The 16680-nt window shown below is 64.4% G+C and carries 14 protein-coding genes; 11 read left to right on the forward strand and 3 right to left on the reverse strand.

Annotated features, from left to right (window positions below; genetic code table 11):
* The first annotated feature begins 119 nt into the window (after positions 1 to 119).
* From QWY79_RS14500 to QWY79_RS14540, 9 genes are all read left to right on the forward strand, one after another.
* Complete coding sequence (locus QWY79_RS14500; protein WP_290274282.1) at positions 120 to 941, forward strand: inositol monophosphatase family protein; 822 nt, start codon at positions 120 to 122, stop codon at positions 939 to 941.
* A 169-nt stretch (positions 942 to 1110) separates the two neighbouring features.
* On the forward strand, positions 1111 to 1383 hold the full coding sequence (locus QWY79_RS14505) for a GrxA family glutaredoxin (protein ID WP_290274285.1): 273 nt from the start codon (positions 1111 to 1113) through the stop codon (positions 1381 to 1383).
* 172 nt (positions 1384 to 1555) lie between these two features.
* Positions 1556 to 2317, forward strand: coding sequence for a VOC family protein (locus tag QWY79_RS14510; protein ID WP_290274289.1), 762 nt, complete (start codon positions 1556 to 1558; stop codon positions 2315 to 2317).
* Positions 2318 to 2816: 499 nt separating this feature from the next.
* Positions 2817 to 4766 (forward strand): acetoacetate--CoA ligase, encoded by a 1950-nt coding sequence (locus tag QWY79_RS14515; protein ID WP_290274291.1) that lies wholly within the window; start codon positions 2817 to 2819, stop codon positions 4764 to 4766.
* Positions 4767 to 4878: 112 nt separating this feature from the next.
* Positions 4879 to 5748 carry a 1-acylglycerol-3-phosphate O-acyltransferase, YihG family gene (yihG, locus tag QWY79_RS14520; RefSeq protein WP_290274294.1) on the forward strand — a complete coding sequence of 290 codons (870 nt, stop codon included), beginning with the start codon at positions 4879 to 4881 and terminating at the stop codon, positions 5746 to 5748.
* Entirely contained in the window at positions 5697 to 6635 is a 939-nt protein-coding gene (locus QWY79_RS14525; RefSeq protein ID WP_290274297.1) for a murein hydrolase activator EnvC family protein, read from the forward strand. Before yihG ends, QWY79_RS14525 begins: the two co-directional genes overlap by 52 nt.
* Before the next feature lie 106 nt (positions 6636 to 6741).
* The gene (locus tag QWY79_RS14530) at positions 6742 to 7899 is read left to right on the forward strand and encodes a glycosyltransferase family 4 protein (protein ID WP_290274300.1); all 1158 of its coding nucleotides are present in this window, start codon (positions 6742 to 6744) and stop codon (positions 7897 to 7899) included.
* Positions 7871 to 8419, forward strand: coding sequence for a phosphatase PAP2 family protein (locus tag QWY79_RS14535; RefSeq protein ID WP_290274303.1), 549 nt, complete (start codon positions 7871 to 7873; stop codon positions 8417 to 8419). Before QWY79_RS14530 ends, QWY79_RS14535 begins: the two co-directional genes overlap by 29 nt.
* Before the next feature lie 37 nt (positions 8420 to 8456).
* On the forward strand, positions 8457 to 9080 hold the full coding sequence (locus QWY79_RS14540) for an alpha-ketoglutarate-dependent dioxygenase AlkB family protein (protein WP_290274306.1): 624 nt from the start codon (positions 8457 to 8459) through the stop codon (positions 9078 to 9080).
* A gap of 100 nt (positions 9081 to 9180) precedes the next feature.
* On the opposite strand, the gene gcvT is transcribed toward QWY79_RS14540, so the two are convergent.
* Both gcvT and QWY79_RS14550 read right to left on the reverse strand, forming a co-directional pair.
* Positions 9181 to 10290 (reverse strand): glycine cleavage system aminomethyltransferase GcvT, encoded by a 1110-nt coding sequence (gene gcvT, locus QWY79_RS14545; protein ID WP_290274309.1) that lies wholly within the window; start codon positions 10288 to 10290, stop codon positions 9181 to 9183.
* A 66-nt stretch (positions 10291 to 10356) separates the two neighbouring features.
* On the reverse strand, positions 10357 to 11736 hold the full coding sequence (locus QWY79_RS14550) for an alanine/glycine:cation symporter family protein (RefSeq protein ID WP_290274312.1): 1380 nt from the start codon (positions 11734 to 11736) through the stop codon (positions 10357 to 10359).
* Between the two features lie 568 nt (positions 11737 to 12304).
* Here QWY79_RS14550 and gcvH point away from each other — a divergent pair.
* Together gcvH and gcvP are read left to right on the forward strand one after the other, a co-directional pair.
* Positions 12305 to 12697: a glycine cleavage system protein GcvH gene (gene gcvH / locus QWY79_RS14555; protein WP_290274313.1), complete on the forward strand. Its 393-nt coding sequence runs from the start codon at positions 12305 to 12307 to the stop codon at positions 12695 to 12697.
* Positions 12698 to 12798: 101 nt separating this feature from the next.
* Positions 12799 to 15693, forward strand: coding sequence for an aminomethyl-transferring glycine dehydrogenase (gene gcvP, locus QWY79_RS14560; RefSeq protein WP_290274316.1), 2895 nt, complete (start codon positions 12799 to 12801; stop codon positions 15691 to 15693).
* A gap of 45 nt (positions 15694 to 15738) precedes the next feature.
* Here the strand turns inward: gcvP and QWY79_RS14565 are convergent, their stop codons facing one another.
* Positions 15739 to 16635 (reverse strand): LysR family transcriptional regulator, encoded by an 897-nt coding sequence (locus QWY79_RS14565; protein WP_290274320.1) that lies wholly within the window; start codon positions 16633 to 16635, stop codon positions 15739 to 15741.
* Positions 16636 to 16680 lie beyond the last annotated feature (45 nt).

A 16680-nucleotide genomic window follows, 5' to 3' on the forward strand; every position in this document is an offset into this window, starting at 1 on the left:
GCCTTCAGCATAAGGGAAGCCGGTCGCCATGCCTATCCGCCGACAGTCCGAGGAATCGACACCGGAAGGCGGATGCCGGACACTGGGCGGAGTCGCTTCAACCATGCCGAGGAATCATCATGACACCGGAACAACGACTGGAGATCGCCGAGGACATTGCTCGCCAGGCGGGCCGCATGATTCTCGATGCACGTACCGACCAGGATTTTCAGCAGCGCTACAAGGATGGCCAGGAGCTGGTCACCGATGCCGACGTGGATGTCGATACCTATATCCGGCAACGCCTCGAGGATGCCTTCCCCGACGAGCATCGACTCAGCGAAGAGCTCGCCCCCGACCGCGAAAGTCTGGAAGCCCCCAGTGCGCTATGGATCGTCGACCCCATCGACGGCACCGTGAACTTTGCCCACGGCCTTCGCCATGTGGCGGTCTCCATCGGCTGGGCCAGCGGCGGGCACCTGCACCTGGGCGTGGTGCACGCGCCCTTCCTCGACGAGACCTACACGGCCCTGTCGGGCCGCGGCGCCCGGCGCAACGGTGAGACCATCCAGGCCAGCCGCTCCAGCCGCCTGAACCGCGCCCTGGTGGGCACCGGGTTTCCCTACCGGCATGACAGCCGTCCGCCCCTCATGCGCCGGCTGATGGCGGTGCTCACCCATTGCCAGGACATCCGCCGCAATGGCTCGGCGGCACTGGACCTGTGCGATGTCGCCTGTGGCCGTCTGGACGCCTATTACGAAAGCGTTGCCCCCTGGGATTTCGCTGCCGGGCTGCTGATCGCCCGGGAAGCCGGTGCCCGCGCCGGTCATCTGTATCCCGGGCCCGGCGGTATCCCCGAGGATCTCTATGGCGAGAACCTGCTGGTCACCAGCCCGGGCCTGCATGATGACCTCGGCGAGCTGTTGCGGCGTGCCGACGCCAGTGAGCTGGCCGACTGGTAGGCAGGCCCGCGCCGAACCGACAGCGTCCCGGGCCCCACTGGATAGTCAATGACAATGACAGCGCTTTGGGACCTCTATTGGCCACGGGCGTCGCGCTCGGTCAGAATGATGATATTGACACCACCTCTCTTCACGCCCCTGCGGCATCCCCATCACAAGGAGATACCCGATGTTCATCGTCATTTTCGGTCGCCCCGCCTGCCCATTCTGCGTGCGCGCCGAAGCACTCGCCGAACAACTGCAAAACGCCGGCGCCATCGAAGGCTATCGTTACGTGGACATCATCGAGGAAGGCATCAGCAAGGCCGACATGGCCAAGACCATCGGCAAGCCGGTGCACACGGTGCCCCAGATCTTCGCCGACCAGACGCACATCGGCGGCTTTACCGAATTCAACCAGTATGTGGCCGATCACGAACTGTTGTCCGCGGCCGCTCAATGAGCCCTGCGGCCAGCCTGCTGCCGAAATGACCGCCTGCGGGCGGTTTTTTTGGTTCTTCGCCACCTGCACTACACCACACCGAAGCGCGTCTCGTTGAATCCGCCCACACCCCGCCCGTTTACAATATGACAAAAGGAAAATCGGCACAGGGCGTCGACACTGGGGATCACGGATGCAACGGGACACCCTCGTCCAGGCACTATGGCTGGACCATGCAAATCGTCAGCCGGATATCGCGGAACTCAAGCTCTGGCCCGAGACGATCAGGGCTGAATATCTCACGCTGCTGACATTGAGTCAGGGCCCATGCTCGGCCAAGGCGATGATGCCGCGCCTGGCCGAGCACGGCTACCGACCCAGGCATCGCTATGCCATGCCGGAACGCGGCCTCTTGCTGACCCTGCTGGCAACCGACATGCCGCACGACACCTGGCTGGTGCTGGTAGAGTTTCAGGTGGCCACCCTGGCCCGCCGACCGCGCGATCTGATGCAACGACTCGTCGACCGCACCGCCCCCGGCAGCGACTCCCTGCCCATCGGCGGGCGCCCCTGGCCCATGCCCGCCTGGAACGAGTATCGACTGCTGGAGCAGGCGGATCCGCTGGCCGGCTGGCTGGCCATCATGGGCACCCGCGTTCACCATGCCGGTTTCGATTGCCACCAGCTGGACGGCCCTCTCGAAGCGTTCGACCGTGAGCTTGCCCGGCTCGGCTACGTCGGCAATGCCGACCGCCGCCATGGAGTCTTTCCCGTTTCGCCGCTGCTCGACTATCGCTTCTACCAGGGGCGTCCGCAACGCCTGTGTTTCGCCGGCGGAGACCGCCATGATGTCCCCCTGGGCGGCCTGGCGCTCATCCAGCAGCGGGTCAACACCAATCAGGAGCGCGGCGTCGAATTGCTGTTGCCCCAGCATGCCCTGTGCGAACTGGGCTGAGGCGCTCCATCGCCGGCTCGAGGCCTTCCATCGGCTCAGTGGCGATCATCCACAGATTCTGTGGATAACGCTGTGAACCATCCCGGTAGAAAGCCGTTCAGGCCAGGCAGCTCGCCCGCCTGTCACGAAATGGTCAGTTTTTCGACACAGGCCGATCGCCCGACCCCGCGAAACTTGCCTGCAGATTCCGCTGCGCAGTGGCGCCGGCTGTATGACGGCCCCGCCGAGAGGGTGACGTACGGCGCGAAAACGTTACACTGGCAGCACAGCCGGACCCCGATGGGCCCACCCGCCGCATCGGTCACTGCAAGGCGCCTCGCTAAGGAAACGCTGTATAAATTGCCGAGCATAGTGAAGCGAAAGGCGCACGGAGCACAGAAAGCGAGACATAACAAATAGTTAGGCGAGCTTTCGAGCACCGGGTAACGCATCGATTTGCATGCGCAGGCATTTACGCAGTGTTTCCCTAACCCTGGATACAGACCTGGAGATCCCCACCATGAACGCTCCACTCTGGCAACCTGCCCCCGAGACCGTTGAAGCCACTCAGATGGCCGCCCTGATGCGTCGCATCGAAGCAACGGCCGGCATACGCCTGACGGACTATGCGGACCTCCATGCCTGGAGCATCGAACACCCCGAGGCCTTCTGGTCACTGCTCTGGGACGAGTTCGACATCATCAGCGAACAAAAGGGCGACTCGGTACTCGACAATGCCGAGGCCATGCCTGGCGCGCGATGGTTTCCACAGGCCCGCCTGAACTTCGCCGCCAATCTGCTGCGCAGGCGCGACGACGCCCCTGCCCTGATCGTCCACGACGAACGCGGACGACGCCGGGAGCTCAGCCACGCCGAGCTCTATCAGCAGGTCGCCAGACTGGCCCGGGCATTGCAGAAGGACGGCGTCGAAGCCGGTGACCGGGTAGCCGGTTTCGTGCCCAATAGCGAACATGCGGTGATCGGCATGCTGGCAGCCGCCAGCCTCGGGGCCGTGTGGTCTTCCTGCTCCCCGGACTTCGGTCACCAGGGCGTGCTCGACCGCTTCGGCCAGATCGGTCCCAAGGTGCTGATCGCGGCGGACGGCTACACCTGGAACGGCAAGGCCATCGACACCCGGTCACGTCTCGCCGACATCGTGCGCTCCCTCGACGACCTGACCCACCTGGTGGTCTTTCCGTTTCTCGAGGATGCCCCCTCCCTGGAAGGCCTGCCACGTGCCGTGGCATGGGAGGACTACCTGGACAACGAGGCCCGGGACATCGACTTTCGTGCCCAGCCGTTCGACCACCCCCTCTACATCCTGTACTCCTCCGGCACCACCGGCACGCCCAAGTGCATCGTCCACAGCGCCGGCGGCACCCTGCTGCAACACCTCAAGGAGCACCGCCTGCATACCGACCTCGATGCTTCGGACCGGCTCTTCTACTACACCACCTGTGGCTGGATGATGTGGAACTGGCTGGTCTCCGGGCTCGCCAATGGCACGACCCTGGTGCTGTTCGACGGCGCCGCCTTCGCGCCTGACCCGAGTGTATTGTGGCGGATTGCCGAGCAGGAAGGCATCAGCGTCTTCGGGACCAGTGCCCGTTACATCGCCGCCTGCGAGAAGGAAGGCATGCTGCCGGGTCGTGACCATGACCTCGGTGCCTTGCGTGCCATCCTCTCGACGGGCTCGGCGCTGACCCACGAATCCTTCGATTATGTCTATCACGACATCAAGCAGGACCTGCTGCTGGCCTCCATTTCGGGGGGCACCGACATCGTTTCCTGCTTCGCGCTGGGCTGTCCGATCCGGCCTGTGTACCGCGGTCAGTTGCAATGCCGCGGGCTCGGCATGGCCGTCGATGTCTTCGACGATGACGGCCGACCGCTGCGGGGCGAAAAAGGTGAACTCGTCTGCACCGCGCCCTTTCCCGCCATGCCGATCGGCTTCTGGAATGACCCGGATGGCGAGCGCTATCACGATGCCTACTTCGCGACCTTCGCCAATACCTGGGCGCATGGCGACTATGCCGAAATCACCGCGGAAGACGGCCTGATCATTCACGGCCGCTCCGATGCCGTCCTCAATCCGGGGGGCGTGCGAATCGGCACCGCCGAGATCTACCGTCAGGTCGAAAAGGTCGAAGAAGTCCTGGAGTCGCTGTGCATTGGCCAGACCTGGGGCGATGACATGCGCATCGTGCTCTTTGTCAGGCTGCGCGATGGCCGAACACTGGATGACGACCTGCGCCAACGCATCAAGTCCACCATTCGAACCCACACCACACCTCGCCATGTGCCCCAGCGCATCCTTCAGGTCGCCGACCTCCCGCGAACCCTCTCGGGCAAGCTGGTCGAGCTGGCGGTGCGCAATGTGGTGCACGGTGAACCGGTTCGCAACCGCGAGGCCCTGGCCAACCCGGAGGCCCTGGCACTCTTCGAGGACCTGCCCGAACTGCGCGAGTGACAGCTTGTCGGGACCGGGGTGACTGGGCACACCCCGGCTGATCCATTAGCATGACGTCCGGCAGGAGCCATCGAGGCGCCTCGTCAAGGAAAGAACCATCAAGGAGATCGGCATGTCGACCCTGAAAGGGATCGTCAGCCTGCTGGTGCTGACGCTCAACACCCTGTTCTGGGGAGTGCCGCTGATTGCGCTCACTCTGGTCAAGGTGATCACGCCGGGCCGCCCCCTGCGACGCGGCGTGCTCATGGGACTCAATGCCATCGCGCGCTGGTGGCTGGATGTCAATCTGTGGTGGATGCGCCTGTGGCTGTCGCCACGCATCGAGGCGCGTCTGCCCGATGATCTTAGATCCGATGACTGGTGGCTGGTGTTGTCCAATCACCGCAGCTGGACCGACATCTTCGCCCTGCTGATGGTGCTGCACCGTCGCATTCCGATGCCGCATTTCTTCGTCAAGCGCCAGTTGATCTGGATCCCGGTGGTCGGCCTGGCCTTCTGGGCCCTGGAATTTCCCATGCTGCGCCGCCTGACCCGTGAACAGCGCGAAAAGCGACCGCACCTGGCGCGCCGCGACCAGGAAGCCACGGAGCGCATGTGTCGACATGCCCGCGAGCGTCCCATCGCCATCTACAACTTCGTCGAGGGGACGCGCTTCACCCCCGCCAAGCACGCGGCGCGTCAAAGCCCCTATCGACACCTGCTGCCGCCGAGAGCCGGCGGCATCGCCCAGGTGGTCGGCCTGCTGGGCGACCGGCTCGGCGGCATTCTCGATGTCACCTTGAATTATGATGACCCCGATCCCAGCTTCTGGCGCTTTCTCTGCGGCCGAGAAGGCACCATCCGCCTGCAGGCACGCCACATCGCGGTGCCCGACTGGATGCAGGCCGGCAATTACCATCAAGACTCGAACTACAAGGAACGCTTTCACTCATGGCTCAATGCGCTGTGGCAGGCAAAGGATGCCGCTCTGGACTCAGCCTGATACTCCTGACCGTCATGCTGGGCGGTTGTGCCGCTCAGCCCGATAGCCCCCGGGGAGACAGCTCCGCGAACCAGCACGAGGCGCAGCAGGGCATCGCCGGTGACTGGGTCTCCATTCGTCGCGGCGATACGCTGGGCAAGATCGCCCAGCGGGCCGGTGTGCCCCTGGTCAGGCTGCAGCGCTTCAACCCCGGTGTCGACCCGCGTGGTCTGGCCGTGGGTCAGCGTGTGCTGGTTCCCGGTCAACGCGAACGCGCGCCCTCCGGTGGACCCTACCGCTACCAGATTCGCCCCGGCGATACCTTCTCGTCGGTGGCGCGACGCTTCGGCGTCAACCCGCAAGCCGTGGTGGCGGCCAACCCGGGCGTCGAAGCGACCGACCTGGACGTCGGCCGCCTGATTCAGCTGCCCATCGACGGCGGGCAAGATAGCCGCACGAGCCAGAGCCGGACGTCGGACCCCGCGCCCGCCAGTCCATCTCGTCAGACGGCCTCCGACAGTTCCGAGGCCAGTTCAGAGTCCAGAAGCTGGCCCTGGCCACTCGAGGATTACACCATTGCCCGTCACTTCGGCAAGGACGAGCACGGCACCCTGCAGCCCATGCTGCTGACCACCCGGGCAGATGAACGCGCCCGCGCCGTGGCCGACGGCCAGGTTCGCTTCGCCAGCGAGATGCGCCAACTGGGTAAGGTCGTGATCGTTCACCACCCGGACAACCTGCAGAGCGTCTACGCCCGCTGCCGGCGCCTGCTGGTCGACAGCGGCCAGGATGTCAGCCGGGGAACGCCCCTCTGCGAGCCGGGTAAGGCCAACAGCGGCGGCCATGAGCTACTGTTCGACATGCGCCACGGCGGCAAGCCGATGGACCCCGCCAGGGTACTGCGTTAACGGGTGTCATCACTCGTTCACTACCTTGTCGCGCGACTGTCATCGATGAAGCGCAACCTCTGTGCCGAAGGGTGCCACTCCGGCACCGGTCGGCACGAGGATCGACATGCGCATCTGCCTGGTCAGCGAAACCTGGTCACCGGATATCAACGGTGTCGCCCATACGCTCCATCAGTTGAGTCGCGAACTCCTGCAGCGTGACACGACACTGCAGCTGGTGCGGCCGGCTCCCGCCGGCGAGGCACATCGCGCCGAGGGCATGAGCGCCGAGCTGCAGGTCAGGGGCTTTTCCATGCCCGGTTATCGCGATGTCCGCCTGGGCCTGCCGGCGGATCGTCGCCTCAAGCAGTTCTGGCAGGCCGAGCGGCCCGATGTCATCTATGTCGCCACCGAGGGGCCCCTGGGCTGGTCGGCGCTGCGCATCGCCGAAGCCCTGGCGATCCCGGTGGTCAGCGGCTGGCACACCAACTTCGACCATTACTGCCGGGATTACGGCATCGGATGGCTGGAGCCACTGGTCATTCGTCGTCTGCGTCACTTCCACAACCGCTGTTCCGCCACCCTCGTGCCGACCCACCAACAGGCCGGCGAGCTGACGAACAGAGGCTTCGAGCGGGTCAGCGTCATGGCCCGGGGCATTCACGGCGATGCCTTCTCGCCGGCCCACCGCCGCCCCGACCTGCGCGAGCACTGGGGCAGCGATGAGCACCGCCCGGTGGCCCTGTATGTGGGCCGTCTGGCGCCGGAAAAGAACCTCGACCTGCTGCGCGACACCTTTTCCGCCATGCTGGCCGCGCGCCCGGAAATGCGCATCGTGGTAGTCGGCGATGGCCCGGGCCGCGCCAGCCTGGAGAAGGCCCTGCCGGACGTCCACTTCACCGGTTTCATCGATGCCCGGAGCCTGGCACAGCATTATGCCAGCGCCGACATCTTCATCTTTCCCTCGCTATCCGAAACCTGGGGCAATGTGGTGCTCGAGGCCATGGCCAGCGGCCTGGCCGTGGTCGCCTACCGCCATGCCGCCGGGAGCGAACTCATCGACGACGACGTCAATGGCATCAATCTGGCCGTCGGCGACGAAGACGGCTTTCGCGATGCCGCGGTGGCACTCAGTCAGCAACCGGCGCGATATGCACGCCTCGGACGGGCCGCGCGCGAGCGTGCATTGGAGTACCGCTGGTCGGCGATCAGCGATGATTTTCTCGCCGCGCTCTACCTCGCTCGGGAGGCAAGTGATGAAAATACGCAGCACTGCCGTGTTTGAACGACTCGACCTGCTCGAATGGCAGCTGTGCCAGTGGACGGCCGGCTTCAGTATCCATCGCCGCTGGCTGGCCAGCCTGCGCCTGGCCAGCCGCGCCGGCGACTGGCCGATCTGGGTGGTCCTGATTGCCGCCCAGCCGCTGTTTCATGAAGGGTCCGCGGCCTGGCGGCTGATGCTGCAATACAGCGTCACCGCACTGGTGGCGATCGTCTTCTATCGTCTGGTCAAGACACGCCTGTGTCGCGAGCGCCCCTTCATCACCTTCCAGACCATTGCCTGCAACGAACCGGCCCGGGATCGTTACAGTTTCCCCAGCGGCCATACCATGCACGCCGTGATGTTTCTGACCCTGACCCTCACGCATAGCGCCTGGCTGGTCCCCTGGTTGCTGCCGATCGTGATTCTGATCGCCATTTCCCGGGTCGGCCTCGGCCTGCACTACATCAGTGATGTGGTCGCCGGCGGCTTCATCGGCTATGCCTTCGCCCTCGCCAGCCTCAGCCTCACCGGTCAGGGCTGACAGGCCAGCGGCTGGCCGCGCCACCCGGGCGGATGGCATGCTGTCGCACATGTCTCTCCTCGACCCTGCGCATGGCGGCGTGTCACTGCTGGACTCGCCGCCCCTGACCAGATACCCCGGGTTGCTGGGCCAGCATGAAGCCGCCCGCGCACTGGCCTGCCTGGATGCCGAACTCGACTGGCAGCAGCCCGGGCTGCGACTCTTCGGGCGCGAGCACCCCATACCGCGCCATCAGGTGTGGATGGGCGATGCCCGTTATCGCTACTCGGGCCAGGAGTTTGCTCCGGTGGCCTGGCACCCCTGGGTCACGGCGATTCGCCGGACGCTGGAAGCGAGGCTGGAGCAGGAAGGCATTCGAACCGACTTCAACAGCGTGCTGATCAATCGTTACGCACATGGACAGCATCGCATGGGCTGGCACAGCGACAATGAGCCCGAGCTCGGCCCGGAGCCCGTCATTGCCGCCGTCAGCCTGGGCAGTGACAGGCCCTTGCGCTTTCGCTGGAAGGACCGGCGGGCGAGCGCCTTCAACGTCGACCAGCCGGATGACAGCCTCCTGCTGATGGGCGCGGGGGTCCAGTCACTGCTCGAGCACTGCCTGCCCGACCGGCGCCACAGGGGACTGCGCATCAGCCTGACCTTTCGCGCCATTCATCTGTAGGAGCCGAAGGCGTCTGCCCTGTAGTGCCCCACTGACGAAAAACGGCCGCCCGAAGGCAGCCGTTGCTGGTTTCCCGTCGCAGACCAGATAACGGTATAAATCAGCCTCGATGATACCCCGGGGTCACGAAAGGCATCCGCGTCACGGTCATCGGCAGGCGCTTGCCGCGGACCTGCGCCTGCACCACCTGCCCCAGCTCGGCCTGCTCGATGGACACGTAGCCCATGGCCACCGGCCGGCCGACACTCGGCCCGAAACCACCCGAACAGACGACGCCGACCGACTGCCCCTGATCATCGAAGAGTTCGGCCCCTTCGCGGACCGGAGCCCGGCCCTCACCCAGCAGGCCGACGCGTTTGCGCCGATGATCCTTCTCGGCTACCTGATGGAGGATGATATCGGCACCGGGGAAGCCACCGGGACGTTCGCCGCCACGCCGGCGCGGCTTGCCGATGGCCCAGATGAGTCCGGCTTCCACCGGCGTGGTCGAGGTATCCAGATCATGGCCGTAAAGGCACAGACCAGCCTCGAGCCGCAACGAATCGCGAGCGCCCAGCCCGATGGCCTCGACTTCCGGCTCGCTCAGCAGGCGCCTCGCCAGCGTCTCGGTGGCATCCGCGGGAACCGAGATCTCGAAGCCGTCTTCCCCGGTATAGCCACTACGGCTGACCCAGACCTCGATACCATCGATCATGCAGCGGGCATGCTGCATGAACACCAGCTCACAGGCCGCCGGGCAGAGCCGCTGCATGACGGCCGCCGCCTGCGGCCCCTGGAGCGCGAGCAGGCCGCGGTCCAGCACCTCGATGTCATGATCCGCCAGGCCGCGCTTCAGGTGAGCGATGTCCTGGTCCTTGCAGGCGGCATTGACGACCAGATAGAGATGATCGCCGCCATTGACGATCATCAGATCATCCAGGATGCCGCCCTGCTCGCTGGTCAGGAGGCCGTAACGCTGGCCACCCTCGGCGAGGCCGACCAGATCGGACGGCACCAGGGTCTCCAGGGCCTCGGCCGGGTTCGGACCGCGCAATACCACCTGCCCCATGTGGGAGACATCGAACAGGCCACAGGCCTGGCGTGTGTGTTCATGCTCCTTCTTGACCCCCAGGGGAAACTGCACCGGCATCGAATAGCCGGCAAAGGGCACCATCCGGGCCCCCAGTTCCACATGCAGGTCATGGAGCGGAGTCTTGCGTTGTTCGTTCATCGCCTGGCAAACCTTTTTCGTGACGCAAAGAAGATGGCCGGCTTCGAGCCGGCCATGTCGTCGTCATCATGACTTGTCGAGATCCTCGCCCGGCAGGACTTCCTTGCCGTCGAAGTAGTCACGACTGAGCTTGAAGACCACGGGTGACAGCAGCGCCAGAGCGATCAGGTTGGGAATCGCCATCATGGCGTTGAAGACACTGGCCAGCAGCCACACAAAGCCCAGCGGCAGCACGGAGCCGGCGAAGATCGCCAGGATGTAGACCACTCGATAGAACTTGATGGCGCCTACACCGAACAGGAACTCGAAGCACTTCTCGCCATAGAAGGCCCAGCCAAGGATGGTGGTGAAGGCGAAGACGGCGAGCGCGAAGGAGACCACGTACTGGCCGACGCCGGGCAGTGCCTCATTGAACGACATCGCGGTCAGCGCGGCCCCTGTCTCGCCGGACGTCCAGGCGGTGGTCAGGATGGCCAGCGCCGTGATGGTGCAGACCACGATGGTGTCGATGAAGGTGCCGAGCATTGCGATCAGGCCCTGACGCACCGGGTTCTTGGTCTGCGCCGCCGCATGCGCGATGGGCGCGCTGCCCAGACCCGCTTCGTTGGAGAAGACACCACGTGCCACGCCGAACTGGATGGCCTTGGCGACCGCCGCACCGGCGAAACCACCTGCAGCGGAAATCGGCGTGAAGGCATGGGTGAAGATCATGCCGAGCGCCGCGCCGATCTGATCGGCATTGATGAACAGCACCAGCAGACCGCAGATGATGTAGGCCACGGCCATGACGGGCACCAGCTTGCCGGCAACCTTGGCGATACGCTTGATGCCGCCCAGGATGACCGCACCGGCCAGCACCATGATCACCAGCCCGGTGACCCAGTGGGGAATGCCCAGGGACTCGCCGAGACCATCGGCAACCGAGTTGGACTGGACGGTGTTGCCGATGCCGAAGGCCGCCACGGCGCCGAACAGCGCAAAGGCCATGCCGAGCCAGCCCCACTTCTTGCCCAGGCCATTGCGGATGTAATACATGGGGCCACCGACGTGATCGCCGGCCTCGTCGACCTCGCGATAACGCACGGCGAGCACGGCCTCGGCAAACTTGGTGGCCATGCCCACCAGTGCCGTGATCCACATCCAGAACACGGCACCCGGGCCGCCCAGGAAGATGGCGGTCGCCACGCCGGCGATGTTGCCGGTACCGATGGTCGCCGACAGCGACGTCATCAAGGCATTGAACGGCGAGACCTCACCATCCTTGCGGTCATCCGCGGGTGTCGTGCGCCCGCCCCACAACAACTTGAAGCCCATGCCCAGCTTGCGGATGGGCAACAGCTTGAGCCCCAGTTGCAGATAGAGGCCGACCCCCAGCAGCAACAGCAGCATCAAGGGGCCCCAGACGACGCTCTCGATCGACGTCAGTATATTGGTCAAGGTTTCCACGTTACGTCTCCCTCAGATTTCTTGTTATGCACTCGGGGTATTGTCATGTACCCGATGCATGGCCTGACATGGCGGCTTGAACCGCGATGGTACGAACGCGCCTACCATAGCGAATCCTTCCGTTGGCGCTCCAGCCCCGTATGGGAAAATATCGGGATTCTGCATCCAGACAGGACAAAGTATAGCCACTGACCTTCTGAGCACCGCATCGTCCTGATCTCGCCATCGGCGCAGTGTGCATGCCGCCGAGACCGGTGTTTCCTATAAGAAACAGCATGTACTCTAAGCCAGCCCCTGCCCCGTCGACAAGCCTCATGACCCCGAGGCGCGCGAGCTTCCGGCAACCAGCCAGGGCCTGGCCGACACCACGCCACTCCCCTGAGTCGCTTCGACCCGCAACGACAAATTCTTCCGCCCTTTTGCATAGGCAATTCCCGCGGGGTTTTCTATGATGGGCAGTAAAAGAGGATATCCAGCCACCCTCGAACGCCTTCAGGCTCGCCAAACGGCCGAGATGGCGTTAGGATCTGCAGCAACTCAATCAACATATTTCATATAGGAAACCAGCATGAGCGCTATCCCTGCCAATCTACGCTACGCCGACAGCCATGAATGGATCCTGGATAATGGTGATGGCACCGTGACCATCGGCGTCACCGATCATGCCCAGCAATCCCTGGGCGACGTCGTCTTCGTCGAACTGCCCGAAGTGGGGGCCTCGCTGGCCAAGGGTGACGAATTCGGCGTGGTCGAATCGGTAAAGGCCGCCTCCGATCTGTATGCGCCGGTCTCCGGTGAAGTCGTGGCGGTCAACGAGTCGCTGGAGGATGCTCCGGAGTCGATCAATGAGTCGCCCTATGAAGATGCCTGGATCATGAAGCTGCGCCTCGAGGACGCAGCCGAGCTCGAGGACCTGCTCGACGCCGATGCCTATCAGGCCATCGCCGCCGCCGAAGAATAAGTCGCTTTCCCTGCAGCCCGGTAGACGACCGGGCCTGCCCTCCTCTCGTCACCGGTACCCGAGGCCACGGCTCGCGTGCCGGACGTCACAAAAGGTATGTCATGGCTTTCGACAATCGCCGCCTGGCCCAGCTGGCCAATCACGATGCCTTTCTCCAGCGCCACAATGGCCCCGATGCAGACGACATCGCCGCCATGCTGGAAAGTCTGGAAATCGACAGCATGGACAGTCTGATCGATCGCACTGTCCCGGCGGGTATACGCCTGGGGCGCGAGCTGGACCTCGACCCACCGCGCAGCGAAGCCGAGGCCCTCGACTACCTTTATCGCCTGGCACGCCAGAACCGGGTCGCCAAGAGTTATATCGGACAAGGCTATTACGATACCCTGCTGCCCGCCGTCATCCAGCGCAATGTGTTGGAAAACCCCGGCTGGTACACCGCCTACACGCCCTACCAGCCCGAGATTTCCCAGGGGCGCCTCGAGGGACTGCTGAACTTTCAGCAGATGGTCATGGATCTGACCGGCATGAGCCTGGCCAATGCCTCGCTGCTCGACGAAGCCACTGCGGCGGCGGAAGCCATGGCCCTGTGTCGCCGCGCCAACAAGAAGGCAAAATCGAATGCCTTCTTCGTCGCCGAGGATGTCTTCCCGCAGACCCTGGACGTGGTGCGCACGCGGGCTCACTACTTCGGCTTCGAACTGGTGGTGGGCCCGGCCGCCGAGGTTACCGAGCACGAGGTGTTCGGTGCCTTGCTGCAATACCCCGGCGAGAGCGGCCGCGTGCATGACCTGACGCCGCTGATCGACGCCGCCGGGCAGGCCGGCATCATGACCTGCGTGAGCGCCGATATCATGTCGCTGGTGCTGCTCAAGGAACCGGGGGCCATGGGCGCCGACATGGTAGTCGGCTCGGCTCAGCGGTTCGGGGTACCCATGGGTTTCGGTGGGCCGCATGCGGCCTTCTTTGCCACCACCGACAAGCTCAAACGCTCGATTCCCGGGCGTATCATCGGCGTGTCGCGGGACGAATACGGTCACACCGCCTTGCGCATGGCCATGCAGACCCGCGAGCAGCATATTCGGCGCGAGAAGGCGACCTCCAACATCTGCACCGCCCAGGCGCTGCTGGCCAATATCGCCGGCTTCTATGCCGTCTACCACGGCGCAGAGGGCCTGCGCACCATCGCCGGGCGCATTCATCGCCTGACCACCATCCTCGCTACCGGCCTCGCACAGGCGGGGGTCAAGCTGGTCCATGACAGCTGGTTCGACACCCTTCGCCTCACCGGCGTGGATGCCGGCAAGATTCACGGGCGCGCCATGGCGCAGGATGTCAACCTGCGCTACTTCGCCGATGGCGATGTCGGGCTCAGCCTCGACCAGACCACCACCGCCCACGATGTCGCCGAACTCTTCGATGTACTGCTCGGCGAAGAACACGGGCTGGCCGTTGCCGTGCTCGACGAGGCCGTCGTCAACCAGGGCCTTGCCGGCATCCCGGCAGCCTGTGAGCGCGACTCCGACTTTCTGACCCACCCGACCTTCCAGCGTTATCACAGCGAAACCGAGATGCTGCGCTACCTGAAGCGTCTGGAAAACAAGGATCTGTCACTGGCGCATGCGATGATCCCGCTGGGCTCATGCACCATGAAGCTCAATGCCACGGCGGAGATGATGCCCATCACCTGGCCCGAACTGGCGCGCATTCATCCCTTCGCGCCCCAGGACCAGGTGGCCGGCTACAAGCAGATCATCGGCGAGCTGGCGGCCTTTCTCGAGGAAATCACCGGCTATGACCACATCGCCATGCAGCCCAACTCCGGGGCCCAGGGGGAGTATGCGGGCCTGATCGCCATTCGTCGCTATCAACAGGCCGAGGGGGAAGGCCAGCGTCATGTCTGCCTGATTCCCAGCTCGGCCCACGGCACCAACCCGGCCTCCGCGGCCATGGCACACATGAAGGTGGTGGTCGTCGAGTGCGACGACAATGGCAACATCGATCTGGCCGACCTGCGCCACAAGGCCGAGACGCATGGCGACGACCTCTCGGCGATCATGCTGACCTACCCCTCGACCCATGGTGTCTTCGAGGAAGGCATCCAGGAGGCCTGCGAGATCGTTCACCAGCATGGCGGCCAGGTCTACATCGATGGCGCCAACATGAATGCCCAGGTGGGGCTGGCACGCCCCGGGGATTTCGGCGGTGACGTCTCCCACCTCAACCTGCACAAGACCTTCTGCATCCCGCATGGGGGTGGTGGTCCCGGCATGGGGCCGATCGGCGTCAAGGCGCACCTGGCGGCCCATGTCCCCAACCACTGCGTGCGCAGCCTGGAGGGCGTGGCAGCCGACGCCGGGGCTGTCGCCGCCGCGCCCTTCGGCAGCGCCTCGATCCTGCCGATCTCCTGGGCCTACATCAAGATGATGGGCGCCCGGGGGCTGCGCGAAGCCACGCAGCTGGCCATCCTGGGCGCCAACTACATCGCCGGTCGGCTGTCGGCGCACTATCCGGTGCTCTACAAGGGGGCCAACGGCCAGGTGGCCCATGAATGCATCATCGACATTCGCCCGCTCAAGAACAGCTCGGGCATCAGCGAAGAGGATATCGCCAAGCGTCTCATGGACTATGGTTTCCATGCGCCGACCATGTCGTTCCCGGTGCCCGGCACCCTGATGATCGAGCCGACGGAGTCCGAGTCGCGTTATGAGCTGGACCGCTTCTGCGACGCCATGATCCATATCCGCGAGGAAATCGCGCGCGTCGAATCCGGCGAGTGGCCGGCCGACAACAATCCCCTGGTCAAGGCACCGCACACCATGACCGACATCATGCAGGACCACTGGGATCGCCCCTACTCCCGGGAAATCGGCGCCTTCCCCACCACCGCGGTCAAGGCCGCCAAGTACTGGCCGTCGGTCAATCGCGTGGACAATGTGCAGGGGGACCGCCAGTTGATCTGCTCCTGCCCGAGCATCGACGCCTACCGGGACTGAACGCCACCCTCCCGCCTGGCCCCGTCTGTCGGGGCCAGGCAGCCTTCAGCCGTGACCGTAGCGTTCCTGATGGCGATGTTCACGGAAGGCATCGAGCAATCGCGTATAACGTCTGGGCATGCGACTGCCGCGTCGCGTTACCAGGTAGAGGCTCTCGTCCACCGACTGCGCCAACGGAAACTCCTTGACCTGGCGACGCCAGGGCGAGGTTTCGAGTACCAGCCGCGAGACCACAGTGAACCCCAGGCCACGCGCCACCGCATCCAGTACCATGGAGACCTCGTTGGTGAAGCCCTGACGCGGGAAGTGGCTCATGGAGCGGAATTCGTCGGGAAAGTTGCCGCGCAGCAGGCTATCCGCGTGATAGACCCCGTCGGCATAGGCGATGAAGCCGATGCCCATCAGGTCGGTGAGCCCGCTGCCGGCAAAGTCGGCCGGCACCACCAGGCACAGCGGCTCCTGGTGCCAGTGCACGCAATCGATGTCCGGATGGCGCACCGCTTCGGTGACGATGCCCAGGTCATGGCGACCGGCAATGACATCGGAGACGATCTCGTTGTTGAAGGCGAAGCTGTAGCTCACCGTCAGGCCGGTATACATCTGCTGCTGACCGAGAATGAACGGGTACAGCATCAGGCCGACGCTGCCCGGTGAGGCCAGCCGGCATTCGCCGCTGTCCAGGCTTTCGTCATCCAGGGAGTGACGGAACTGCTCATGCTCGGCGAACAGCTTGAGGGCATAGTCATAGGCCCGGCGCCCCGCCTCGGTCAATGCGAAACGCCGGCCCTGCCGCTCCAGCAGGGAGCGCCCCAGATACTGCTCGAGCTTGCGAACATGCTGACTGACCCCCGGTTGGGTCATTTCCAGCCGGCGCGCGGTACGCGTGAAACTACCGGTCTCGACCAGCGTGATGAAAGTGCGGAAGTATTGGGCATTGAACATGGCGCATGACATCGCTGTACAGGAATCCGGCTTTATGGGGATTCT

The organism is Halomonas sabkhae (genome assembly GCF_030409265.1).
In the GTDB taxonomy this organism is placed as follows: domain Bacteria; phylum Pseudomonadota; class Gammaproteobacteria; order Pseudomonadales; family Halomonadaceae; genus Halomonas; species Halomonas halmophila.